Below are 25,451 nucleotides of genomic sequence, written 5' to 3' on the forward strand. Positions count from 1 at the left end.
TAATCAATACAAGATTCTCGTACAAGCTCCATGAACCGTAAGACCTTTATCAAGCAACTTTCCGTGGTGGGATGCGTCGCCCCTTTTTTACAAAATTCGCCTTTGTTGAAGCACGACTCGGAAGGCGATTTTTACAAAAAAATAGTAGAAGTCAACGCAAAAGAAATAGCCCGACTGGCGCTTGTTTTAAGCCAACCCATCAAACAGCTTCGGCGCAGTTTAGGATTTGACTTGGCCAATTTATCGGCGGGGTACGTCGAGCCTACTTCACGTTATTTCCGTCAATCAGAAGTACTGGGGATGATAGAAAAAATCATGTCCTTTTTGGAGAAAGAGCAAAAAGCCGACGGTACGCTCGACTTTGGAAACCTTTCATCGCCACCCGATACAGCTTTTATCATTGACCCACTTTGTGCGGCGGCCCGTATTAGTACAAACGAACCCTCGCTCCAGCCTATTTTTGGACGCCTACAAGCTTTTATTCAAAAAGCGTGCGCTCAGTTGGTTGTCGGTGGAGTTCATACCCCCAACCACCGCTGGGTGGTAAGTGCCGCCCTCGCCAAAGCCAACAGTTTGTTTCCTACTCCTGCGTATGTCAATCGGATAAACGAATGGCTTTCAGAAGTGGTGTTTCAGGACAAAGATGGGGTTTATCTTGAACGAAGCGTTACGTACGCGGAGGTGGTCAACCGCTCGCTGATTTTTATGGCGCACTACGGCGGCAAAACCGAACTACTCGAAAAAGTGAAGAAAAACCTCACTTGGCTTTATTACTGCATGGAACCCAACGGCGACATGGTAACGGTACAGTCGCGCCGCCAAGATGCTTTTATGCTACGCCTCATCACCGAGTTTTATGTGCACTATCGGTACATGGCCATTCAGCAAAACGACCCGCTTTTTGGCGCTATGGTACAGTTTATTGAGACAATGCCCAATTTTCAAGAAACGGTGGAGAAAGATTTGCTTTACTATGTGCTTGAAAATCCGCTGTTGAAGAAAACCCCTACCAGCGGCTCTCTGCCTTTGGTTTATGAGAAAAAATTTGACGAGATTTCCCTCTTGCGCAAACGCAAAAACAACGAAAGCCTCTACCTCTTCGCAGGTGCCGATTGGCCGATTCAAGTGGCTTCGGGACGCTCGACCAACCCCAATTTTTTTGCGTATCGCAAAGGCCAAGCCATTCTAAAACACGTTCGTCTTTCCACGTCTTTTTTTAGTACAGGCTATTTTCGGGGAAAAGGAATTGAAAAAACGGCGAAAGGATATCGAATTGGGCAAATGATTGAGGCACCTTATTACCAGCCTTTGCCCGATAAATACAAAAAAGCCGACGGCGATTATCAGTTATCCCAAAGTACCGATGGCCGTTTTTGGAACAAAATGGACTTTGAACACCGCCCCGTTAGCAACGTCCAAACCTTACAAACGGAAATTGTTTACGAAGAAAAAGGCCAAAAACAACTCCTCCACTTGACCGTAAACGGCCCAGAAGGCGTGCGGGTAGTAGTGGAACTGTGTTTTCAAGAACAGGGCGAGTTAGCGCGTTGCGTCCCTTCGTCCACCAACCCCTCCGACCATTTTTTACCCGAAGGCTATGGCCAATTCACGGCAGGAAATGACACCATCACGTTTGGCCCTGGACTCAAAAAACACGAATCCATCCGAGGCTTAGAGGGCGAGTTGTACAGTACCCATTTTGGCACACTCCGCACCAATGGCCGCTATGTATTCTTAACAGCCCTCTGCCCGTTTCAACACACACTAGAAATTTACTGATAAAAAAAAGAGGCTGCTTTCCCACGAAAGCAGCCTTTAAATACCTGTATTAGAACTTCAAAGTACTTGGTAAATATTTGGCTACCAAGTCTTCGTAGTAAGGTTTCAACTCTTGTACGTTTGGCGGATAAGGCACTTTTGAGTACAAATCGTACGGATTAAATTTGTTCACCCACTCAAACATTTTGTGGTCGTGCTTACTCATCAAGTGGTCGTAAGCGCCTTCGCGGTGCTGCGAGTAAAATGAGTGATAACGGAGCATGTACAATCCTTCTTCAGGAATGTAATTTTTCATGATTTGGTAGATATACTCATCGTGTCCCCAGCTCAGTTTTACGTTGTCCAAACCGCAGTTTGGCTCATAAATACCATATTTTGTATTAAAACGCTCGTCTCTGCTATCAGGATTCAAATCAAAGAACTCAGGATAAACGATGCGATCCGAGTGTTTGCAACCCACAGGGAAAGTATCACCAACCACCGCCCATTGTGGCTCACCAAAAAGGCAAAGTACTTTACCCAAATCGTGCAAAAAGCCCGTCAAAACAAACCAATCAGGATGGCCATCTTGGCGAATTGCTTCTGACGTTTGGAGCAAGTGTTGAAGCTGATCCAAATCAGTATCTGGGTCCGAATCGTCCACCAAGGTGTTCAAAAACGCAACGGCATCCCAAATGGACATTTCGCGTTTGTTGAACGCCAAAAACTCGCGCTCTTTTTCCACCACAAAATCGTAGGTTTGATAGGTGTGGTTCAAACGATAGAACTCTCTAACGGTATTTACCCGTTCAGAATCCTCATAGTTGCGATAATCATCCTTGGCTTTTGTGCCAGGTTCTGGGTAGCGTTCGAGTACGTCGTCTTCCCAATCTTCCAGGCTTTGAAGCGGTGTTGGATTTACATTTTCCATTTTTATGTTGTTAAGAATATTTGATGCACACTACACCCCGATGGGTTCTTTCATTGCAAGTATAAAATATAATTTTTCTACAAAATAATGGCACTCAGTTATTTTTCAATGCAAACGTTTGTAATTATTTAAAATAAATGTGCGCCTTGCCGAAGACCGTGCTACGCCCCTTGAATAACGGGCAAAACTGCCTCAATCGCCGCGCGGTTTGCTTCTTTGTCGTCGGGCAGCATGAGGTGCGTACCTAGTTCTTCTTCCGACTCATCCACCGCAAATCCTGGCGGAATGGTGGCCACCTCAAACAGCTGATGCGAAGGCACGCGGAAGTAAATCGAACGAAAATATTTGCGGTCGCGCACTTCGGTCACTTGCATTCCGAGTTCGTCCACCAACCGATGACGCAAAGCCAATAACGCTTCAAACGTTTCTACTTTCCAAGCCACGTGGTGAACTGTGCCCAAGCCGTTTTTGCCGCGTGGTGCATCCGCCGCTGCCCGAACAATCTCAAGGCAACTTCCCGCTCCTCCTTCGTTGACTTTCAAGCGAATACGCTCGCCTTCTTGCCCGATTTCGGCCATGTTCATTTCGGAAGTCAAAAACGTGCGAAGTACGTCCCAATCGCTCGCCGCCACCCACAAAGTCACGTGGTGAATCCCTCGAATCCCAACCTCAGCCGACACTTCCTCCGTGACGTAAGGGCTGCGGGTATCAGAATCATCAGCAATGAGTTCCAACTGCAAGCCCGACGGGTCACGAAACCAACGCACTTCCTGTCCAAAACGCTGTGAAGACGTTACGACAAACCCATTTTCGGCCAAACGTTCCGACCAAAATGCCAATGCCGTACTTGGCACCGAAAAAGCGGTGGCGATAATCAAACCCGTCCCTTCTTCACCCGACCGCACGCCTTGGCCTTTGTACGGGAAAGTGGTAAAAACGGTACCAGGCGTACCTACTTGGTCGGCGTAGTAAAAGTGATACACCGAATTATTATCAAAATTGACGGTCTTTTTGACCAAACGAAGTCCAAGGATTTTCGTGTAAAAATCGTAATCTTCCTGCGCGTCATTGACGGTGGCCGTGACATGGTGAAGTCCTTTGAGTAATTCTTGCGTTTTCATAAGAGATTTGGGAAAACCTCCCGAAAGCTTCAGGATTTTTGGGAGGTTGATTTGTTCTAAAATTTCGGGCAAAACCTCCCGAAAGTTCAAAACTTTCGGGAGGTTGGTTTGTTCTAAGATTTCGAGATAGTAGTTCTAAACTCGGTAAAAGCCACATTTTCAGCCTTCTTAAAGACTTTACTAAAATGCGCCACATCTTCGTAGCCAAGCTGATACGCAATCTCTTTGGCACTTAATTCGGAATAACGCGCCAAGCGCTTTGCTTCTAGTATCAAGCGGTTTTGGATAAAATCCTTGGCCGACGTCCCCGTTTCGGCTTTGATGACGTCGTTGAGGTGATTGGCCGTGAGCAGTTGTCGGTCGGCATAATCACCCACTTTGTGAAATTGCTTAAAAAACTGCTCCACATCGTTTTTAAACTGCTTCACAATTTCCGATTTACGCTTATCGAGGGGTTTATTGGGCAAATAGTTGGCCGCTTTAAAACGTTTACACTGCACTAAAAACAGTTTTAACCACGCTCCCACGGCCTCCCATTTTTGGAGATTTGACTCCGCAACTTCAGTGGCAATAGCCGATAGAAACGGTTGAAGTTGACGCATTTCGGCGGTTGTCAGTTCGATGGGACGCGATTCGTCGCAATTGAAAAACAAATCCATGTCGTACAATTGCGCGGGAGTAATGCTATAATTTTGAAGAAAATCGGGACGAAACAACACCACGTGACCGCGCGGCGCGGGTTGCGTCAGGGTCACGTGGTGAATTTGCTCAGGCGACACAAAATAAACGGTGTTGGGCCGTAGCGGATAATTCGTAAAATCAATTTGGTGCGTTCCTTCGGCTTCTTCCACCACCAATACCGTAAAGTAATCGTGGCGGTGAGGCAAATCAGGCGTTTGGTTGCGCCGTTCTTCGACCTCCTGCATCGTCCGATACACAAACGGAACCGAAAGGTGCGCTTGCCGAATGTGAACGGGTTCTTTCTCAGACATCATCCGAATCATACACGATGACCTTTTCCCACAAATGCGCGCAGTTTTCCACAAATTTGTGGTGAACAGGGTGGTCTTGATAGACATCTTGCGCTTCCTTGGTATCAAAAAGCATCAACCACGACACCGAATACGAACGGTCGATAACCCCACGGTGTGTGTCGGCAACTTTGCCAATGTGAGCTAATTTTACGCCTTCAATCGACGTCAAGGTTTGCAAACCTGCTACAAGCGCTTCGCGGTCAGCGACACTATCAGGGTTGTTTAAGAAAAAGAATACGTGATGAACAAACATGCGTTTGGGGATTAATAAGTGATTATATTGTTAGCCAAAAGGCTCATAGTACCTTTTTTTAATCTTTCTTTAGAGCATTCGACGTAGCGAAGCCGTCGGAATGTCAAGTTGTTCGCGGTATTTTGCCACGGTTCGGCGCGCCACGGGATAGCCTTTTTCAGCCAGCAGTTCAGCTAACTGAAAGTCATTGAGCGGGTTTTGTTTGTCTTCTTGTGCTACCAACTCCGCCAATACCAACTGAATCTGCCGATTGGAAACTTCTTCGCCCGAATCAGTTTTAACTCCTTCCGTAAACAAGTCTTTGAGGTGAATCACACCGAAAGGCGTTTGGGCATATTTACCACTCGTCACCCTCGAAATCGTCGAAACATCCATCTGAATCCGTTCGGCCACGTCGCGAAGCACCATCGGTTTGAGCATCCGTACATCTCCCGTTCGGAAATAGTCTTCCTGCAATTTCACAATGGTACGCATCGACTTCAACATCGTATTTTGACGCTGCTGTATCGCATCAATCAGCCAGTTGGCGGCGTTTATTTTGGAATTAACGTACGTATTGGCCGCCCTTGATTTCCCCAAGTCATGGGTATATGATTTGTTGATTTTCAGCGGCGGAATGCGTCGATTGTTCAGCTCTACTTCTATCAAATCTCCATCGACAATCACCACATAATCGGGCACGATGTTGTCTTTGACGCCCAAAACCTCCGCTTGGTTGTTGGTCGTTACGGGTTGCGGATTCAGGGTAGCAATGAGTCCTAAGACTTCTTTGAGTTGGTTGGCATTGATTCCGAGTCCTTTCATTAGCTTTTCGTAGCTCCGCCCTGCCAAGTCATCAAAATGTTTTTTGACCAGTTCGCGCGCCAAGGTGGCATCTGGTTCTTGCCGACGCTCCAACTGCAACAAAAGACAATCTTGCAGGTTTTTCGCCCCTAACCCCGCAGGCTCCATGTGGCGTAGCAGGTCAATCAACTCCAGCATTTCAGTAACTTCCACGTAAATTCCGCTCGTAAACGAGACATCATCTGCCAACGCCTCTGCGGTATAAGTTAAGTACCCTTCATCGGTCAGGGAATCTACCAAAAAATCGGCTAAAATCTGTTGCCGCTCCGTCAGCAAGAGCAAGTGAAACTGTTCCTTTAACTCTTGTCGCCAAGAAACATTTTCAACTATGGCAGGGGTATAAGTTGTATCGTCATCGGAATAATTATTGACCCGTGTTTTGTAGTCAGGCACATCATCATCTCTAAATTCATCCCAGTCCATATAATCTTGGGTACGGTCATCAGCACGGTCATTGACACCCCCCTCGGCGGCATTATCCCAGTCGTCGTCTGCCGAGTCTTCATTCCCTTCGTCCAAAAAAGGATTTTCCTCCAACTCATTTTTGATATGTTGCTCCAACTCAAGGGTATTGAGTTGCAAAAAGTTGAGCAACTGTATCTGCGCTGGGGATATTTTGAGCGATTGTTTCTGTGTCTGAACTAAATTTAACATAGCTGGCTGTTGGTGACCAAAACATTCTTATACATTATGGTAACGTAAAAGCAACGTATTGATTACCTTTTTTTGTTCCAAGTTTCGTTCCTCCGCAGGCCATCACAATGTACTGTTTGCCATTGACCTGATAGGTTGCAGGCGTTGCAAAGGCCGCTGCGGGGAGTTTGGTTTCCCAAAGCAATTTACCTGTTTTTTTGTCAAATGCCCTAAACATTCCATCTTTGGTTGCGGCAATAAACAGCAGTCCACTGGCCGTAATCACGGGGCCACCGTAATTTTCTACCCCCGTATTTTTTATTCCTTTTTCGAGTAACGAAGGTTCATAGCCGAAAGGAATTTTCCAACGGTATTCCCCAGTATTGAGGTCAATGGCATTAAGCGTTCCCCAAGGCGGCGTGATAGCAGGGAGCCCTTTGCTGTCCAAAAACTTATTATATCCTGTGCTTGTATAAGGCAAGTACGGCATTTTGGAGCTACCTCCACCGCTGGCTTCTTTTTTCTCTTCACCAAACAAAAATGCCACCAATGCCTGCTTGTCGGCCGCACTGAGGGTTGTAAAGCCTGGCATCATGCCTTTGCCCGACGTGATGATGTTGGACACAAAGGCTTTGTCGCGTTTGGTTGAAATATCCACCAACGACGGGTATCCGCTTTTGGCATTTCCCTTCCGCTCTGGCCCGTGACAAGAGGTACAAAGCGTGGCATAGGTACGTTCGCCCAGTGGCAAATGCGCCAGCGCGTCTTGCTTAGGGGTGTCTTTCATGGTCAAAATCCACGCCATTTCGTTGCTATTGACGTACATGACGCCCTCTGGATCCACGGCGGCCCCGCCCCACTCAGCCCCACCGTCAAAGCCAGGAAAAATCACCGTTCCTTCTTTTGAAGGCGCGGCAAAGAGCGCATTCTTGTATTTTTTCACGTTTGCAATTAGCTCGTCGCGGTTTTCGGCATAGGGGCTAATTTCTTTTTCCGTCACCGTAGGCGACTGGCGCGCAAATGGTGCAGGTTTGGTCGGGACGGGCTGGGTTGGCCACGTTTGTTCGCCCACCAAATTCGATTTGTGCGCAGGTACTTCTTTTATAGGGAAAAGCGACTTTCCCGTTACGCGGTCAAACACAAACACATAACCTTGCTTCGTCACTTGGGCTACGGCGTCGATGTTCTTGCCATTTTGTTTAACTGTCACCAAATTGGGCGGAGCGGGCAAATCTCGGTCCCAGACGTCATGGTGCATGGTCTGGAAATGCCACAACCGCTTACCTGTACGTGCATCCAAGGCAAGTAAGCAGTTGGAAAACAAGTTTTTACCTTTGCGATTCCCTGCGTAAAAATCGTAGGCTGCAGAGCCCGTTGGTACAAACAAAATGCCTCGCTTGCGATCGACCGACATCCCCGACCAGTTGTTGGCCGCCCCTACATCAGTATTTTTATAGGCATTTTTGGGAAAGGTTTCGTAACCGTATTCGCCTGGATAAGGAATCGTATGAAATGTCCAAGCGAGTTTTCCTGTTTTGACATTGAATGCCCGAATATCGCCAGGAGCGGCATCCGCCCCTTCCGACAGCCGAACGGGCATCACAATCAGGTCTTCAAAAATTGTCCCAGGTGTGTTCGACACCATAAATTTATCTTTGGCCGATTCGGGTAATCCTGTGTGCAAATCCACCCGACCATTTTCTCCAAAAGACGGAATAGCTTTGCCCGTTTTTGCGTCGATGGCGTACAAATACGGCCCCATGGTGTGCAAAATCCGCTCGTCGTTTCCTTCCCGCCAATACGCTACACCACGGCTGGTGCTCGCCCAGTTTTTGAGCGGGTCGCCAAATCGCCAGATTTCTTTTCCCGTAGCGGCATCCAAGGCAAACGCCTGCACGGATGCCGTTACACCGTACAAAACGCCGTTGACCACAATCGGATTTACCTGCATTTGTCCCGAGTCAGGCGTAGCGTACGTCCACGCGACTTTTAAATTTTGCACGTTTTCGGGCGTAATCTGCGTAAGGGTAGAATAGTGATTACGCTCAGGACCGCCGAGGTATTCTGGCCACTCTTCCGAAGAAGTTTGGATTTTATTTCCCCAAGGAAACTGAGCAGCCGCGAGGGCGATAAGCGCAACGGGAAGTAAACGTTTCATGCAGTACAAAAATGAGAGTTAGTCTTTTCTTTTAAAGACGCAGTATTTTGTTCTTTCCTCCTGTTTTGCTTTAAAATCAAATAAAAATGTGTTGATTTGAATCCTTGAATAACATTTAATAGAAAAAACCGTTACATTCTCGGAGATTTAGTGATTATTTTGGCAAAATGTTTGCGGTAGCGTTTGGTATTATGATGAGACGATTAGCTTTCACCTTCCTGTTGGGACTTTGTTTGCGAGTGGGCTATGCCCAAGACCCTCAGTTTTCGCAATTTTATGCGAACCCCTTGTACCTTAACCCTGCTTTTGCGGGAGGAGATTTGGCGCCTCGTGTCATGATGAACTACCGTAACCAATGGCCAGGATTGTCGGCCAACTACGTCACTACGTCTTTTGCCGTTGATCATTATTTTTCCAATGTCAACAGCGGGGTTGGGTTGATGTTTGTCAATGATTCTCAAGGAACTGGAAGCCTTCGTAGCTCTGAAGTTTCTGGACAATATTCGTATCAGCTGCGTTTCAATGAAAGCACGGCCTTGCGTATGGGCTTACAAGGTACGTACGGAAATCGCCGCGCCAATTTATCCGATTTAACTTTTGGTGACCAATACACCAACCGTGGTTTTACAGGAAATGCTACCGCCGACCCGATTGCACTTAACGGCTCACCTTCAACACATTATTTAAGTTTTTCAACGGGTCTTTTACTTTACTCCGACAAGTATTGGATAGGCGTGGCAGCGCACCACATCAACCGCCCCGAACAAGGATTTTTTCAAGTAGCTGACGGTACGCGTCTTCCCCTCAAAGGAAGTTTACACGCGGGTTTGCGCATTCCGTTTGGGGGTTATACGGGCTTAGGCGACGAATTAGACCGCGAAATGAGTATTTCGCCTGCCATCAATTATAAGTTTCAAGGAAAATACGACCAGCTCGATTTGGGGGTGTATGTCACCTATTCACCCATTGTCCTTGGGCTTTGGTACCGTGGCTTGCCCATTAAAAAGTACGTAGCTAATATTTCAAATCGTGAATCATTGATTGCCTTGGTTGGCTATCGCCACGAGCGCTTCTCGTTCGGCTACAGTTACGACATTACCGTATCTTCGTTGGGGTTACCCAGCGGCGGCTCACACGAAATCTCACTTGCTTACACCTTCGACTACGAGCCTTCGCCCCGTAAACGTCGCGTGAAGAAAGACAAGCAGCTTTCTTGTCCTAAATTCTAAGAGAAAATTGACCGTGGTTATGAGTAACCACTTGCACGCCAAGCGCGTTTGTGAGCAATCGCTCACATTAAATCAAAATTCACCACAAAGCCCCCTCGGGGCAGCCAACGCTCGGTGAAAGATGTCACCGAGCGTCGGCCGCCCCGAGGGGACTTTGGGATTGTGATTTCTCCTCTTTTTCTACTAAGATTTAGCCTCGCTGAGGCTACTTTTACGAGACTAGCACAGGCGCACGTGAAGATAGTTTTGCGCCAGCAATTGCTCTCCAACTGCGTTTAAATAGCCCCTTTTACTTCTTACAATTTTACTTGATTGGTAAACGCATCTTTAAGGCGTTGGTCGTGGGTCACAACGACCAAACTAGCCCCAATTTGCTCCGATTGATTTTTGAGCAACGTGATTACTTTCTCACAGTTGTCATCGTCCAAGCTGGAAGTAGGCTCATCGGCCAAAATTACCGCAGGATTGTTCATCAACGCACGTGCAATGCTCACGCGTTGCTGCTCGCCTTGGCTCAATTGGTGCGTTTTTTTGGACAAGTGCTCGGCAAAACCCAGTTGCTCGGCCAACGCACGGGCGCGGTCTTTATCTTGAAATTTCTGGGCTAAATAATTGGGTAAAAGCACGTTTTCCAACACGCTCAACGAGCTCACAAAGTGGGGTTTCTGATAGACAATCCCGATTTGACTCGCCCGAACCGCTGCCGCTTCTGCTACCGACAAGGGAGTGATGTCTTTGTCACCAATCGTAACGCTCCCACCTTCAGGACGAAGCAACAGTGCCATTAAGTGAAGCAAAGTAGTTTTCCCTCGGCCCGACTGCCCCAAAATCAACAGGGCTTCACGGTCAGCGCAAGTTATGTCTGGAAACGTAAATCGTTTTTGTGGACTGTACGAAAACGTAAGGTTCTGGCAAGAAATCATTGATTTTTATGAGTTAGGAAATTCGGGAGGGTTATTCTCCCGAATCAAATCTTTCGTATCACTTTTATTGTCGAAAACGACGTTTCACGATTTCAAGCAAATCGCCAACGACATCCCCTGTCATGTCCCAAAGGTACTGCGACGCAAATTTATACGTAATCAACGAACGGGCTGCATCGTAATCAGGAGCTTGTTCCAATTCCGAAATAGCCGTTTCGTAAGCACTGTTGCTTCCGTTGAACAAATGGTGGATAAACATAAACTTCTGGTTCAGCGGAATACTCTGCGAAATGCTGGTAATTGCTTGCTTTTGATACACATCCGAAATACTCGATTGCTCTACCCGCAAACGGTCATTAAGTGACTCTTTTACCCCATTTTCACTTCCGCCAACCACTTGATTAAGGGTTGCGGGCGTAGGGTTCGCAGGAGCAGGCGGCGTATAGCTCACAGGCTCTTGTTTCTGCACAGGCTCAATTGGCTTTACTGGTATAGGCTCGGGCGTAGGAATAGCCGCAGGAGTATATTCAGGCTCGGACTCTTCTTCTGGCTCAGGTTCAGGAACAAGGGTATCAAAAAAAGAGCGGTTGGGTTCATCGACTACCTTTGGCGGTTCTACACGCGTTGTTTTTTTGACAAGATGGGTGATGTCTAATGGTACTTTTGCCGAAAAATGCCCTACCCATTGTTCAATATTATCCAGTTCGTCAGCGTGTTTTTGTAAGGCTTGCTCCGACCATTCGATCGCCTGATTCACATAAACGAAGCTACGGTCTTTCATTCCTTTGGCCAGCTCTTGTGGAATAAATTTATTAAACCGAACGTACTTACAAAGCTGCTGCACCAAATCGGCCGTCACCGAAAAATTAGCTTGGTCGCGAAAAAGCTCATTAAAATATGAGTTGGGATCAATCAATAATACCAACGTATTTTTGGTTGCTTCCAATAAAATGGGCTCTAGTGCTTCTCGCTTGACCGAAATATTGCGCGAGACAACATTCATAAATTGCTTCAACGCTTCTTTAACCTCACCCTGCTCAAAGTCAAAATAAGGACTACGGAAGGTCTCTGCATCGGCCCGCCATTTTTCGTATAAACTACTGATAACAAACAGATTTATCTGTGGAATCGCTGTCAAATTCAGAATTTGCTGACCCGACGCCGTGGTATTCTGAGCAAAGAAATCATCGCATACTTTCCGCGCAAACCGCTGACTATAGTCGTTGAGTGCGCTGAGATTAAACTTGTGGAGCATCCTAAAATTTGTTTGTTTTGTAAAGGTAATCGGCGAAAATCAGTTATCCGAATTATTTTAGTTCATAAGTTACTAGAACATCAACCCTACCGTATGTTTATTGAACCCAATCATCATTCCCAACCTAAACAAACAAGCCTTGGCTGGATAGAAGTCGTCTGTGGTTCGATGTTCTCAGGCAAAACCGAAGAGCTTATTCGCCGTCTCAATCGTGCTAAAATAGCGCGTCAAAAAGTTGAAATTTTTAAACCCGCCATTGATAAACGCTATCATGACGAGGACATTGTCTCACACAACGAAAATTCGATTCGTTCGACTCCCGTCAATGCCTCTGAGGAAATTTTACTCTTCGCAGGAGATTGTGACGTAGTCGGCATTGATGAAGCGCAATTTTTAGACCAAAATCTAGTCGAAGTTTGTAATAAACTTGCCAGCAGCGGAAAGCGCGTCATCGTTGCGGGTCTTGATATGGATTTTTCGGGCAAGCCTTTTGGCCCCATGCCACTCTTAATGGCTGTGGCAGAATATGTTACCAAAGTCCATGCCATCTGCGTCACCTGTGGCTCAGTGGCACAATATTCCTACCGAAAGGTAACGTCTCAAGATAAAATTTTATTGGGTGAAACCGACTCTTACGAGGCGCGTTGCCGAAGATGCTACCATTTGGGCGATTTGGCCTGATTCTTGTTAGCAATTTATATCGAATAAAAAACGCTACTTATGCGAGGTCTGCTTTCAACGTTGTGCTTTTGTCTGGTGTCGTGTGCGCTTTATGCCCAGGGAGGTTACTTATTGCTTTCGGGTAAAATCATTGATAAAATATCCCAAAAACCTATCTCTCATGCGTACATTGGCATGATGAGCAAAGGCACAGGAACACTCACCAACGAAGACGGGCAGTTTTTCTACCGTTTCCCGCGTATTGCATCCGACTCGCTTTTGGTGGTTTCAGTCTTTGGCTACCAGCCTTTCCAACAAAAAGCTTCGGCGTTTCAATCCAACCAAAAAGACGTAGTCATTGAGCTTCAACCTGCCCAACTACGGGTGGTGGACAGTTCGTACATCAAATCGTTTGAAGCCCGAAATTGGGTATCGGAAGCTTTGCGTAAAATCAAGAAAAATAGCGCGCCGAATCCTTACCTGTTGACGGGTTTTTACCGCGAATCGCTCCAACAAAATGGCGAATACGTGGATATTCGCGAAGCGGTACTGCAAGCTGAAAAAGACCCTCGTCCCAAAATTTTGGTTCCTCAGAAGGTAAAAGCCCTTCGCGGGCGCAATTTTGCCAGTCAAAATCGCTCGAAAGTAATGGAAGGGTACGCTTTCCCAAACGGTGCCAGCATCGTAACCAACTCCATTGACATTTCTATCCCCGAATACTTGGACGGCAAAAATTTGTACGATTACGTCTATGAGCTCGACGATACCATTACCACGTACCTCGACAAACAAGTGTATCGGATTTTGTTTCGCCCCGTAAGCACGGGTATCAAAGCGGCACGGAACGGAATTATGTACATCAATTCTTCGGATACGGCCATCGTTCGCATCGAATACGACTTCACCCCCGAAGGCGTCAAAGACGTTCTGAAAACCAGTGCATCCGACAAAATGTTTGGCAAAACCAAACGCGACGCCAAGCGCCTATACACCTGCATTAGTTACAAACCTTTTGGCGGAAAATGGTATTTGCAAGATTATCGAATGTTATTGGATACCCAATTTGAACAAAAAAATACCCAAACATTAGGTACCATTAAGCTACAATTTGTTACGACGGACATCCAAAAAAGCAATGGTATGCGGATTCCTGAAACGGATGTTTTGATAGATACCGAAAGCTTCACCCAACAAACCGTTCCGAAATACGACGAGCTGATTTGGGGTAACTTCAACTTTGTCATTCCCTCCGAAGCCATGCGACAAATCGTAAACGGCTTAGGGAAATAGCACAAATCGCAGTTGCAGAAAAGTGTTTTGAGGCAAGTACCCCGCAGTGTATTGTTCCTGAAAGTAAATTTTCTAACTTTAAGGGCAATCCTTCATTTACTTCAATGAAAACACTTCTTCAACCATTATTTGTACTTTTTTGGGTCGGGGCCTTTGCCCAAGCACCCACCATTACCCAATCTCTTTCGATGAAAAGCGTCGGAAGCCCGCAACTTTCTCCCGACGGCAAATGGGTAGCTTATGTCCTCACCGAAACGAACTGGGACGAAAACGCCTACGAAACCGAAATTTGGCTCGCCAACGTTGCCTCAGGCGAAAAGTTTCAACTGACCAACTCCAAAAAATCCAACAGCAGCCCCGTATGGTCGCCCGACGGAAAAGTGCTGGCTTTTCTTTCTACCCGCGACGATAAAAGCCAAATTTACTGGATTCGACCGCAAGGAGGGGAAGCCAAAGCATTGACGAAGTTTGAGACGGGCGTATCCTCCTTTGATTTCGCTCCTGATGGCAAAAGCATTGTTTTTTCAGCCACGACGCCCGATACCAAAGCCTTCAAAGAACGCGTCGAAAAGTACAGCGACTATGAGGTAGTCCACGAAGACTACAAAATGACGCATTTATACACGCTTCCGTTTGCCGATACCCTCAGCAAACTTCCTACACCCAAAGCATTAACCAAAGGCACAAACTTTTCAGTGGGTGGTTTTTCATTTTCTCCCGATGGCAAAAAAATCGCGTTTGATGCCGCCAAAAACCCCGATTTAATCAATTCCCATACGTCGGATATTTACGTGTTGACGTTGGCGGATAGCTCGTTGGTTAAAATTGTTTCCCTCAAAGGCCCCGATTCCAACCCAGTGTGGTCGCCTGACGGAAGTCAAATCGCGTTTAGCACCACCAACGAAGACGAATTCTTTTTCTACGCCAATCGCTACATTGCCATCGTTCCCGAAAAAGGAGGTACTCCTGTCGTAGTTAGCCAAAGTTTTGACGAGAACGCCAGCCTTTTAAAATGGTCTGCGAATGGGATTTGGTTCAGCGGACTTCAAAAAACAACCGCTCATTTGTTTTTGCTCAACCCCAGCACGAAAAAATTCACCAGAATCACCCAACCCGCGGATGCGTTGGCCACTCAATTTTCGTTTTCCAACGACTTCCAACAACTTGCCTGCGTTTTGACTTTGCCCAATCGCCTCGCGGAAATCGTTGTTTCATCCACTAGCGCCTTTGCCCCCAAACCACTTACCCAGATGGGTGAACAATTGAAGCCGTTCAAAACCGCTACTCGGGAAGTCGTCAGTTGGAAATCAAAAGATGGAACCATCATCGAAGGCGTATTGATAAAACCTGCCAATTTTGACCCTACCAAGAAATACCCTTTGTTGGTGGTGATTCACGGCGGGCCTACGGGCATCGACCTCCCAAGCATTTCTGCCGACCGCTACTACCCCATTGAATTGTTTGCAGCCAAAGGGGCACTTATTCTCCGCCCCAACTACCGTGGCTCAGCGGGCTACGGCAAGGCATTTAGGGCACTCAACGTCCGCAACTTGGGCGTCGGTGACTACGACGATGTTATCTCGGGCGTTGATTTTTTGATTGGAAAAGGTATGGTGGACAAAGATAAAGTAGGCGCTATGGGTTGGAGTCAGGGAGGTTATATTTCTGCCTTCATCACTACATTCAGCGACCGATTTAAAGCAACGTCGGTAGGGGCTGGGATTTCTAACTGGGCAACGTATTACCAAAATACCGACATCACTCCTTTTACCCGCCAATACCTCAAAGGAACACCTTGGAGCGACCCTGAAATTTACCGAAAAACCTCGCCCATTTCGTACATCAAAACCGCCAAAACACCGACACTTATCCAACACGGCGAGCTAGATAGGCGCGTTCCGATTGCCAATGCGTATGAACTCCGTCTGGCGTTGGAAGACTTTAACGTCCCCGTTAAAATGGTGGTTTATAAAGGTTTTGGCCACGGAATCACCAAGCCCAAACAAATGCGGCAGGTCATGGAAGAAAATTTATCGTGGTTTGGTCAATGGGTTTTCGGTGAAAATACCGCTCGATAATTCACTGCCAACTACCCGTTCATGTATGCTACTAACCTAAATGCCCTATGAAAAAATACCTTTTTATCCTTTCTCTTTTTTCTTTGACGGCCTTCGCTCAAGCGCCCCTCAACCTCGAAACGACGGTTCAAAAACACGTTAAAAACTACTACGGCAACCTCTACGATTTTATGAGTTTGCCGAGCAATGCACACATCAAAGAACAAATTCAACCCAACCTCGATTGGCTCAAAAAAGCGTTTGAGAAACAAGGATTTACCACCGAATTTCTGCCAACAGGAGGGCATCCTGTGTTTTTTGCCGAAAAAAAAACAGCCAAACCCGCCCCTGGGCCGCTCAAAACATTACTCTTTTACATGCACTTTGACGGGCAACCCGTTGAACCAGAAAAATGGCAACAGGAATCGCCGTACAAGCCCGTTTTGAAGAAGAAAAGCGCCAACGGCCAATGGGAAACCATTTCTTGGGATAACCTTCAGACGGGCTATGACCCCGAATGGCGAATTTTTGCCCGTGCCGTTTCGGACGACAAAGGCCCGATTTTGATGTTGTTGGCAGCGTTGGACATGATGCAGAAGGAAAACGTGCAGTCGCCTTACCACCTCAAAGTGATCTTGGACAGCGAAGAGGAAATTGGAGCGCCGCACTTGGCCGAAATGGTCAAGACACACAAGGGAAAACTAGGCGCTGATTTCCTGATGGTGATGGACGGCGGGCGGCATTTGTCGAACGAACCGACCCTTACCTACGGTTGCCGAGGAATTGCGTCGATTACACTGACTACTTATGGCCCCAAAATCTCACAACACAGCGGTCACTACGGCAATTATGCCCCTAATCCTGCGCTTCGGATGGCGCAGTTGCTGGCCTCAATGAAAGATGACGACGGGCGCGTGACGATTCCAGGCTATTACGACGGAATCACGATTGACGCGAGTGCGCGTAAAATCCTAGCGGCTGTTCCTGACGACCCTGAAATGATTCGTCAAAAATTGGTATTTACTCAACCCGACAAGGTGGGAGCAAACTACCAAGAATCTTTGCAATATCCTTCGCTCAACATCCGTGGGTTGGTTTCTGCCAATATTGGAGAAAAAGCCAACACGATTGTCCCCGACGAAGCGACGGCCGAAATTGATATCCGTTTAGTCCCCGAATCTAGCCCCGAGCGCTTGATTGGTTTAGTTCGAAAACACATTGAAGGCAAAGGCTATGTTATTTTGGATCGTAAACCTACCGATGCCGAACGCTTAAAATACCCTAAAATCGTCACGTTACTCGAACGCGAAGCACGGATGTTACCGTTCCGTACCGATTTTGGAATTTACCCCGATCGTTGGCTCACGGCAGTCATTGTTCGTACGTTTGGCAAAGACCCGATTAAGATTCGGATGACGGGGGGCTCAGTGCCGATTGTACCCTTTTTGCGGGAATTAAGCTTGCCCGCTATTCACGTGCCAATGGTCAACTCGGACAACAATCAGCACGCCGCCAACGAAAACCTCCGTCTCGGCAATTATTTAGAAGGGATTAAAACTTGGATGGCTATTTTGACCCAACCAGAAGTCAACTAATTTTTGGAATGTCGAAGGTAGAGTGCAGAATGTCGAATAAACCCACTCGACATTCTGCACTCTACCCTCGACACTAAAAATTCGACATTCTGCACTTTGCACTCGACATTACTTTTTACTTATGACTTTACTCTTCACGCCTACTCCTAATTCTACTTCTTTTTTGGCATTGGAAGCATCGGTGCGAAGAAGTTTGATGGCGTCGGAGCGATCGCCCATTACTTTGAGTAACACGTCTTTATTTTTACCGTACGTGATTCCGTCGAGCGTGATGTTTTTACTGTTTTGAACTTGCATGACGGTCGCGTCGTTGGTCAACATCGTCACGTTTTTGAGGTTGATATTTTCCCCTTCTACGCAGACCAAGCCTTTATTTGCCTCGATGTAAGCATTCTCAATGTTGATATTTTTAATGCTCATCTCGGGCAAGCCGCGCACCATAATGGCCGTTTCAGCGCCTTTACACACAATATTTTTGATGTAAAAATTTTTGAACTGCGGCGTTCCTTCGTTCAACGGCTCAGCCTTGATGACAGGTAGCTCGTTGGATTCGCCGACCAAAGCTACGGGGTCTTTGGCTGCATAATACATATCAAAAATGACAGCTTCCCCTGGAATTTCGGTCATGTTGATGTCAGTGACATAGATGTCTTCGACTACTCCGCCCCGACCGCGCGCCGTTTTGAAACGAAGCCCCACGTCTGAACCCATAAATGTACAGTTGGAAACAAACATATTGCGTACCCCGCCCGACATTTCGGAGCCAATCACAAACCCACCGTGGGCGTGATATACTTTACAATCTTTTACGATGAAGTTTTCGGTAGGTACGCCCCGCTTACGACCTTGTTCATCACGGCCCGACTTGATGGTAATCCCATCGTCGCCCGTATCAAAGGTACAGCCTTCCAAAATTCCATTGCGGCAAGACTCCAAATCAATGGCATCGCTGTTTTGAGCGTACCAATAATTACGCACATTCACGTTGCGAACGCTAATGTGGTCACACAACAACGGGTGAAGTGTCCACGCGGGAGAGTTTTGAAACGTAACTCCTTCAATTAAAACACTTTTGCAACGCGTGAGGCTCACCATATTGGGACGTAAAAAGTCTTTGTACGACGCCAATTCTGCTTGAGTCGGATGTACTCCGTTCAAAATACGGCCTGCGTTTGGCGTATTATTCCCTTTTTTCGACTGCTCCGACGGATACCACATATCTCCCTTTTCGCTCACAACCCCTCCCGATTTTACCAAAGCCGCCCACTGCGAAGTCGTTTGCTTTTCGCGTTTGATGGCCCGCCACACGTCGCCACCGCCATCAAGCACACCCTCGCCCGTGATACCGATATTGGTTAAGTCCACGCCCCAAATTGGCGCTTGGCAACGGTACGATTCTTGGCCTTCCCAAGTCGTAACCACAATGGGGTAATCGTCGTGGTTGCGGCTGTACTGCAACAACGAATTTTTGGCTAGGTGCAGGTTTACGTTACTTTTCATGACAATCGGCCCCGTTACCCACAGCCCCGCAGGAATCAATACCGTACCTCCACCTGCCGCGTGGCACAGGTCAATTGCTTGCTGAATCGCCTTGGTATTTACCGTGTAACCGTCGGCTTTGGCACCATAACGCACAATGTTGAACGTATCTTTTCGAAAGGCAGGTGTCGCGTATTTAGGAAGTTCGTAGGTGTATTTATTGGTAAACTCCGATTTTTTGACAAAACTTTTGAGGTCAATCGGCAATTCCATAATCCCTTCCATCACCAAGCTTGCCATGACGGCCGCCCCGTATTTTGAGAAGTGCGTATCGTCAGTCAGCCCTTTGGGGTTCTTTGGAAAAACATTCGCTCCGTAGTGGAGAAACAATAGTTTTGACGCCTCTACCCCATGTTTTTCAATCGTTTTTTGGCTTTTGGCGTGTAAGTCAATGATAGGAACTTTCAATTCTTTAGCCACTTCTTTCACCACTTGCGGATACTCGCCGTGTTGGTCCACAAACGCCCCATTTTCATCAAACTTACGGCGCATCACGGGCGTAATAAGCAACGGATTACCACCTTTGGCGCGGGTCTCGTTGACAAAACGAATCAAATTTTGGCGGTACAAGGTTTGGGCAGGTGCCGAGCGGGTAGTGTCTGCTACCTTCTGATCGTTGTGCCCAAACTGAATAAACACCCAGTCGCCTTTCTTTACTTGAGAAATCACTTTTTGCCAACGCCCTTCAGTGATAAAGCTTTTGGTACTGCGACCATTCACGGCGTGGTTTTGCACTTTTACGGCTTCGTTGAAATACGACGGCAGCACCATGCCCCAGCCCGTCTCGGGTGCATCAGCAGGAAGTTTGTCCGCCATGGTCGAGTCGCCGCACAAAAAAATCGTCAATTGGTCATCAACGGGGCGGAAAGCGGTCAGAGAAAGGAGAAGAAAAATTCGCAGTAGTGATTTCATTGGGTTGGTTTGAATAGCAATAATTATCTACGAGATTAGCCCATAGAGTAGTACAAAACAACCTAATTATTGGATTTTTTTATGCAAACGTTATCGGTAACGTTGCCAAAAGCCCTGATTTCTTTACTTAAACCACGGCTCCCAATCTAATCTGTACTTCAAACCGCTTTTTCGTTCGCCCACCACTTTGGCAGGCACACCCGCCACCATCGCCATCGGTGGCACATCTTTGGTCACAATACTGCCCGCAGCCACTACCGCTCCCCGCCCTATCCGCACTCCAGGCATGATGGTCACCCGAGAAGCAATCCAAGCATAATCTTCAATGACGACGTCTTTGCCCCAAACACGGTGAAAATCATCGTGAGGGTCGTGCGAGAGCGTCCAAATATTGGCTTCTTGGGCAATGTCCACATTATTTCCAATCACCAATCGTCCGCCTCGACCATCCAACAACGTATGTTTATTGATAAAGCAGCCGTCGCCGATTTCGATATTTTTGCCGTTTCTAAACTCCACTTTCATCATCACAAAGCCTTTTTTTCCTAATTTACGTACGGTTTGGTGAATGAAAAAACGCCGAACGGCATGAAAGGGAATCGACATGACCCATTCTCGAAAGAGATAATCTTTGAAGGCTAAAAAAGCCGAATAGAGCGCAACGATGGTTTTCTTCATGTGTCAAATGTAAGCAGATTCGCCTAACTTTGTAGCACACAAAACGCATACTCACTTGGAAAAAATATACGACATCATTGTAGTAGGAGGCGGTATCGTTGGATTGGCAACGGCGCTTAAACTCAAGCAACAGCGTCCCAAAACTCGGTTATTGGTGATTGAAAAGGAAAACGAAGTAGCCGTACACCAAACGGGCCACAACAGCGGGGTGATTCACTCTGGCTTGTACTATAAACCTGGGAGCCTCAAAGCCACCAACTGTATTCGGGGGTATCAGATGCTGATTGATTTTGCCGAGCAAGAGGGCATTCCGTACGACCTTTGTGGCAAAATTGTGGTCGCTACCCGCCCCGAGCAAGTGCCGATTTTGGACGGACTTTACGAACGTGGTCAACAAAATGGCTTGACAGGTTTCAAAATGCTTGACCTCGCAGGAATGCGCGAATATGAGCCTCACGTACAAGGCATTAAAGGCTTTTTTGTCCCTCAAACGGGGATTATCAATTACAAGGCCGTTTGTGAAAAGTACGCCGAAAAGGTACGCGAATTAGGCGGAGAAATTATTTTTGGCCAACGCGTTACGGGGATTCAGCAAGGGGAAAAATTCTCTAATGTGATTACGGAACAGAGTTATCACCAAACCAAACTCGTGATTAACTGCGCGGGGTTGTACTCCGACAAAGTAGCGCAGTTTACGCAGCAAGACCCAATTCATTTGCGCATCATTCCGTTCAGGGGAGAGTACTACGAAATCAAACCCGAAAAACAGTATTTGGTCAAAAACCTCATTTATCCCGTGCCCGACCCGAATTTTCCGTTTTTGGGCGTTCACTTTACGCGCATGATTGGCGGTGGCGTAGAAGCTGGACCGAATGCGGTGTTGGCTTTCCGCCGCGAAGGGTATAAGAAATTAGACATTCACGCCAAAGAACTTTGGCAAACGCTTACGTGGCCAGGTTTTCAGAAAGTAGCCGCTAAGTATTGGCAAACGGGCCTAGGAGAAATGTACCGCTCGTTTTCTAAAGCAGCCTTTACCAAAGCCTTGCAAGAACTGATTCCCGAAATTAAGGAGGATGATTTGATAGCTGGCGAAGCGGGAGTACGCGCCCAAGCCTGCGACCGTGACGGTGGCCTGCTCGACGATTTTAGCATCATCGAACGCCCCAATGCCATCAACGTCTGCAATGCCCCTTCTCCCGCTGCGACTTCGTCGCTTTCAATTGGGCAAACCGTGGCAGAACTGGCCTTGAAGCGGTTTTAGTTTTATAAGTGCGTGCGGTTGAGAGCAACCGCACGCACAGTTTGTTACTTATTCACAATCTCTACTTCAAAAAGAAGTGGAGCATAAGGGCGAATCACTGAGCCCGAGCCAGTGGTACCATACCCTAATGATGAAGGGAAGATGAGGGTGGCTTTTTCGCCTAGGCGCATCTTGCTAATTCCTTCTTCAAAACCTTTGATTACACCGCCCGATCCTATTCTTACCGAAATTTCTCCCGTATCAAACTGCTTGTCAGTCAACAGTTTTCCTGTGTATTTCACCGAAACCACATCTCCTGACTTCACTTGGGCATTGGTGGTAGTGGTAGTTAAGAAAAACCGTAAACCAGAAGATGTTTTTTCAGTAACTGTCAGGTTTTTTGACGAAATGTAATCATCCATTTGTTGTTCTTCATTACGTACTTTTACCACTTCTACATCTGCACCCACCGCCGAGTAAGCAGGCAATAGCGCATCCGATTGGCTCCCAAAAGCAAGCGTATGGTTCATCAAAAACAGCCCTTGCTCACCTTGGCGCATCATCGCAATGCCTTCGTCCATACCAAGAATGAGGCGATTGACGCCGTAGATGTACGAAAAAGGAGCATTTTTAACACGCTCAGTACTGTCAAACTTCACCCCTGTCATTTTGAACAATGTATAGTGAATCGACACCTCATCCCCTACGTTTGGTTTTTGGCCTGTGGGATTGGTTTTCAAAATATTGTAATACAAACCCGATGTACTTTTTTGCATCGTGAGTTGTTTCGAAGAGATGTAGTTTTGAATGTCCAACTCGTTCTGTTCGTACTGTTTTTGTGCGTCATTTTCGAGCATAGTTTGACAAGAAACGATGCTCAAAGCGGCTACCACCGCGATTACTAAGTGAATCTTCTTCATTTGTTTGTTGAGAGTGATTGGTATCAACTCTATTTTTTATCCTACAATTACTTGTTGCAAATCTTCCCACTGCCAGTACTGATTTGCTATTTTTTGAATATCCTCTGCCGTAACGACGCGCAATCGTTGAATATAGTTGGAATAAAATTCAACATCTAATCCTTCTAACACCATCAATCGAACGCGATCAGCTATTTCAAAAGGGGTATTGAGCGACCCCGCAAACTCTCCCGCTAGGTAGTTTTTCACGGTTTCAAGCTCATTTTCGGGGACAAGTTCGGTCTGCAATCGGTGAATTTCTTTTTGGATTTCATCCAAAGTCGCTTGCGCAAATTCTTTTTTTACATCGGTGCCAATCGCCCAGTAACCCGCTTGGCGCATGGGTACGATGCTCGACGAAATGCCGTAGGTAAAGCCTTTTTCTTCCCGAATGTTACGCATCAGTCGCGAACCAAAATAGCCACCCAAAATTTCGTTGGCCACAATCATTCGGTAAAAATCAGGGTGTTGGCGTTTGAACAACATCCGACCTACCCTTACCGACGACTGCACGGCGTCTGCTTTCTCGACCCACAAAGGTTCGGTTTGCGAAACGATTTCCAGCGACTTATTCACTTCGGGCGAAGGAACCACCAAATGCTGTCCCAAATACTGGTTGACCAAAGCCACCTCCGCATCTCCCACCTGTCCAGAAAGGAATACGCGAAAAGGACGCGCTTTGATGCGATTCGTATAAAAATTTTGTAAATCAGCTACCGAAAGGGCTGTTATTGACTTTTCGTTTTGGCTTTTTCCGTACGGGTGCGTCGCGCCAAACAAACGCTCTTTGAAGGTCGTTGTGGCTACATAGGCATTTTTTTCGAGGTTGATGCGCAAATTTTGAAGGCTAATGTTGCGCAAATCATTAAATTCCTTTTCGGGATACGTTGCCTCATGGATAAGTTCTGCCACCATTTCGAGAATTGCCCCGAGGTGTTTGGTGAGGCCATACACCATGATATTGGCGCGGTCGGGCGTGTGGCTCAAATCGACAAAAGCCCCAATCTGGTCAAAATGCCCGCTAATTTGAGCCGATGTCCGTTTTTGGGTACCCTCTGTTAACATTTTTACTCCAAAAAACGACGCCCCATCGACGTCTTCATGCCACGTTCCTGCCTCAAACAGTACTTCTACTCTCACGACGGGTTGCTCGCCCACGTTGGCCACAAATAGCGGCTGACCGTTGTCGAGCATAACGCTCTGATGAGACGGAAACTGTACGGTCTGAATGGTACGGAAAGCGGGCGGTATAGTTCTATCTAATTGCATATTGGTTGGAGTTCAAATGAGGATTGTAAAATTAAAGACTGTTTTGGTTTGATAGGTATTTTTAAGTAAATCGCAGCGCGCTACAATTTGTTCCCCGTTCAACCCCCATTCGATTATGTTAAACTTTCTACTGGCTGTTGTCTTCACGGTGTCATTGTACTTAATCATGCGAGCGTTTCCCAAGTACAAAGTACAGCCTTTTCACGCGGTATTTTTCAATTATTATTCGTGTGTGCTCATGGGGCTACTGCTTATGCCCAACCGTCAGCAGTATTTTTCTACCGACTGGACTTCGACCCCTACACTGCTTACGCTGGCACTGGGGGCGATGTTTGTAGTGGTTTTTGCCCTTATTGGTATCACCACCACCAAAGTGGGCGTCACGGCGGCTTCTTTGGCAGGAAATATGTCGTTGGTCATTCCTGTCTTATTCGGACTATTTGTATTTAAAAACAACAACAAGGATTTTACCTTTCTCAACTACCTTGGTTTGCTGCTCGCGCTTGTGGCGCTGGCCTTGAGTACGTTGAAAAAAAATAGCAACGCCGAATCTGTCAAAACGGGGGCAGTGTTATTCTTACCTGTCATTCTCTTTTTTGCCAGCGGTACTAACAATACCCTTATCAATTATACCAGCTCTACTTTTTACCAGCCCAGCGAATCATCGCTCTTTACGGCCATTGCCTGCACGGGCGCTATCCTGATCGGGAACGGTTATTTGCTGATTCGGGTGCTGTTTTTTGGGGAAAAGGTACAGTGGCAAAGCGTCGTCGGAGGGTTGATTTTGGGCTTTCCCAACTTTCTGTCTTTTTATTTTTTACTCGGTGCGTTGAGCGACTTTGGCAACAGCGCCGCCTTTGTTTTTCCGATTTACAACGTTTTAAGTATGCTAACGTCGGCTTTTATGGCGTGGCTTTTGTTCAAAGAAACCCTCGAACCGCTCAATAAAGTAGGTCTGGCCATTGCTGTATTGGCCATTTTTTTGATTTCGTACCAAGAGATTATAAGTGTGTTCTGACAATTGATGAAACGCAACTTTTGAAAAAATATCCATTTTAATTTCGTTTTACGAACAATCTAGCTTGGAAGTTCGTTTTTAAAGCGCAACCATTAA

The 25,451-nt window shown here is 46.7% G+C and carries 20 protein-coding genes; 8 read left to right on the forward strand and 12 right to left on the reverse strand.

Annotated features, from left to right (window positions below; genetic code table 11):
• Window positions 1-30 precede the first annotated feature (30 nt).
• Entirely contained in the window at window positions 31-1,779 is a 1,749-nt protein-coding gene (locus AC23P2_RS02095; protein WP_487771653.1) for a hypothetical protein, read from the forward strand.
• A gap of 49 nt (window positions 1,780-1,828) precedes the next feature.
• Here AC23P2_RS02095 and AC23P2_RS02100 read toward each other — a convergent pair whose 3' ends face one another.
• The 6 genes from AC23P2_RS02100 to AC23P2_RS02125 form a co-directional block, all read right to left on the reverse strand.
• On the reverse strand, window positions 1,829-2,689 hold the full coding sequence (locus AC23P2_RS02100) for an inositol oxygenase family protein (protein WP_487771654.1): 861 nt from the start codon (window positions 2,687-2,689) through the stop codon (window positions 1,829-1,831).
• Between the two features lie 161 nt (window positions 2,690-2,850).
• Window positions 2,851-3,810 (reverse strand): VOC family protein, encoded by a 960-nt coding sequence (locus AC23P2_RS02105; protein WP_487771655.1) that lies wholly within the window; start codon window positions 3,808-3,810, stop codon window positions 2,851-2,853.
• A gap of 113 nt (window positions 3,811-3,923) precedes the next feature.
• Window positions 3,924-4,814 (reverse strand): AraC family transcriptional regulator, encoded by an 891-nt coding sequence (locus tag AC23P2_RS02110; RefSeq protein WP_487771656.1) that lies wholly within the window; start codon window positions 4,812-4,814, stop codon window positions 3,924-3,926.
• Window positions 4,795-5,097 (reverse strand): Dabb family protein, encoded by a 303-nt coding sequence (locus AC23P2_RS02115; protein WP_487771657.1) that lies wholly within the window; start codon window positions 5,095-5,097, stop codon window positions 4,795-4,797. Before AC23P2_RS02115 ends, AC23P2_RS02110 begins: the two co-directional genes overlap by 20 nt.
• 69 nt (window positions 5,098-5,166) lie before the next feature.
• Window positions 5,167-6,594, reverse strand: a complete 1,428-nt coding sequence (gene rpoN / locus AC23P2_RS02120) for an RNA polymerase factor sigma-54 (RefSeq protein ID WP_487771658.1) — start codon at window positions 6,592-6,594, stop codon at window positions 5,167-5,169.
• 34 nt (window positions 6,595-6,628) lie between these two features.
• Entirely contained in the window at window positions 6,629-8,731 is a 2,103-nt protein-coding gene (locus AC23P2_RS02125) for an outer membrane protein assembly factor BamB family protein (RefSeq protein ID WP_487771659.1), read from the reverse strand.
• Between the two features lie 191 nt (window positions 8,732-8,922).
• Between AC23P2_RS02125 and AC23P2_RS02130 the strand changes: the two genes are divergently transcribed.
• On the forward strand, window positions 8,923-9,960 hold the full coding sequence (locus AC23P2_RS02130; protein ID WP_487771660.1) for a PorP/SprF family type IX secretion system membrane protein: 1,038 nt from the start codon (window positions 8,923-8,925) through the stop codon (window positions 9,958-9,960).
• Window positions 9,961-10,256: 296 nt separating this feature from the next.
• On the opposite strand, the gene AC23P2_RS02135 is transcribed toward AC23P2_RS02130, so the two are convergent.
• Together AC23P2_RS02135 and AC23P2_RS02140 are read right to left on the reverse strand one after the other, a co-directional pair.
• Entirely contained in the window at window positions 10,257-10,883 is a 627-nt protein-coding gene (locus AC23P2_RS02135) for an ABC transporter ATP-binding protein (protein ID WP_487771661.1), read from the reverse strand.
• A gap of 64 nt (window positions 10,884-10,947) precedes the next feature.
• Window positions 10,948-12,138, reverse strand: coding sequence for a hypothetical protein (locus AC23P2_RS02140; protein ID WP_487771662.1), 1,191 nt, complete (start codon window positions 12,136-12,138; stop codon window positions 10,948-10,950).
• Window positions 12,139-12,231: 93 nt separating this feature from the next.
• Here AC23P2_RS02140 and AC23P2_RS02145 point away from each other — a divergent pair, with 93 nt between their 5' ends.
• The 4 genes from AC23P2_RS02145 to AC23P2_RS02160 all read left to right on the forward strand — a co-directional run bounded on the left by AC23P2_RS02145 (window position 12,232) and on the right by AC23P2_RS02160 (window position 17,740).
• Window positions 12,232-12,819: a thymidine kinase gene (locus AC23P2_RS02145; RefSeq protein ID WP_487771663.1), complete on the forward strand. Its 588-nt coding sequence runs from the start codon at window positions 12,232-12,234 to the stop codon at window positions 12,817-12,819.
• Between the two features lie 39 nt (window positions 12,820-12,858).
• Complete coding sequence (locus AC23P2_RS02150) at window positions 12,859-14,088, forward strand: carboxypeptidase-like regulatory domain-containing protein (protein WP_487771664.1); 1,230 nt, start codon at window positions 12,859-12,861, stop codon at window positions 14,086-14,088.
• Window positions 14,089-14,192: 104 nt separating this feature from the next.
• Window positions 14,193-16,166, forward strand: a complete 1,974-nt coding sequence (locus tag AC23P2_RS02155) for a S9 family peptidase (protein ID WP_487771665.1) — start codon at window positions 14,193-14,195, stop codon at window positions 16,164-16,166.
• A gap of 47 nt (window positions 16,167-16,213) precedes the next feature.
• Window positions 16,214-17,740 (forward strand): M20/M25/M40 family metallo-hydrolase, encoded by a 1,527-nt coding sequence (locus AC23P2_RS02160; RefSeq protein ID WP_487771666.1) that lies wholly within the window; start codon window positions 16,214-16,216, stop codon window positions 17,738-17,740.
• A 108-nt stretch (window positions 17,741-17,848) separates the two neighbouring features.
• On the opposite strand, the gene AC23P2_RS02165 is transcribed toward AC23P2_RS02160, so the two are convergent.
• Both AC23P2_RS02165 and AC23P2_RS02170 read right to left on the reverse strand, forming a co-directional pair.
• A complete protein-coding gene (locus AC23P2_RS02165) occupies window positions 17,849-20,191 on the reverse strand; it encodes a glycosyl hydrolase family 28 protein (protein WP_487771667.1) in 2,343 nt (780 codons plus the stop codon).
• 123 nt (window positions 20,192-20,314) lie between these two features.
• Window positions 20,315-20,869 carry an acyltransferase gene (locus AC23P2_RS02170; RefSeq protein WP_487771668.1) on the reverse strand — a complete coding sequence of 185 codons (555 nt, stop codon included), beginning with the start codon at window positions 20,867-20,869 and terminating at the stop codon, window positions 20,315-20,317.
• A 64-nt stretch (window positions 20,870-20,933) separates the two neighbouring features.
• Between AC23P2_RS02170 and lhgO the strand changes: the two genes are divergently transcribed.
• The gene (gene lhgO, locus AC23P2_RS02175; RefSeq protein ID WP_487771788.1) at window positions 20,934-22,130 is read left to right on the forward strand and encodes an L-2-hydroxyglutarate oxidase; all 1,197 of its coding nucleotides are present in this window, start codon (window positions 20,934-20,936) and stop codon (window positions 22,128-22,130) included.
• A gap of 44 nt (window positions 22,131-22,174) precedes the next feature.
• On the opposite strand, the gene AC23P2_RS02180 is transcribed toward lhgO, so the two are convergent.
• Window positions 22,175-23,029, reverse strand: coding sequence for an FKBP-type peptidyl-prolyl cis-trans isomerase (locus AC23P2_RS02180; RefSeq protein ID WP_487771669.1), 855 nt, complete (start codon window positions 23,027-23,029; stop codon window positions 22,175-22,177).
• A 36-nt stretch (window positions 23,030-23,065) separates the two neighbouring features.
• The gene (locus tag AC23P2_RS02185; protein WP_487771670.1) at window positions 23,066-24,337 is read right to left on the reverse strand and encodes a M16 family metallopeptidase; all 1,272 of its coding nucleotides are present in this window, start codon (window positions 24,335-24,337) and stop codon (window positions 23,066-23,068) included.
• Between the two features lie 115 nt (window positions 24,338-24,452).
• Between AC23P2_RS02185 and AC23P2_RS02190 the strand changes: the two genes are divergently transcribed.
• Window positions 24,453-25,355 (forward strand): hypothetical protein, encoded by a 903-nt coding sequence (locus AC23P2_RS02190; protein WP_487771671.1) that lies wholly within the window; start codon window positions 24,453-24,455, stop codon window positions 25,353-25,355.
• Window positions 25,356-25,451 lie beyond the last annotated feature (96 nt).

This window comes from Runella sp. R0.1_18, assembly GCF_057652155.1.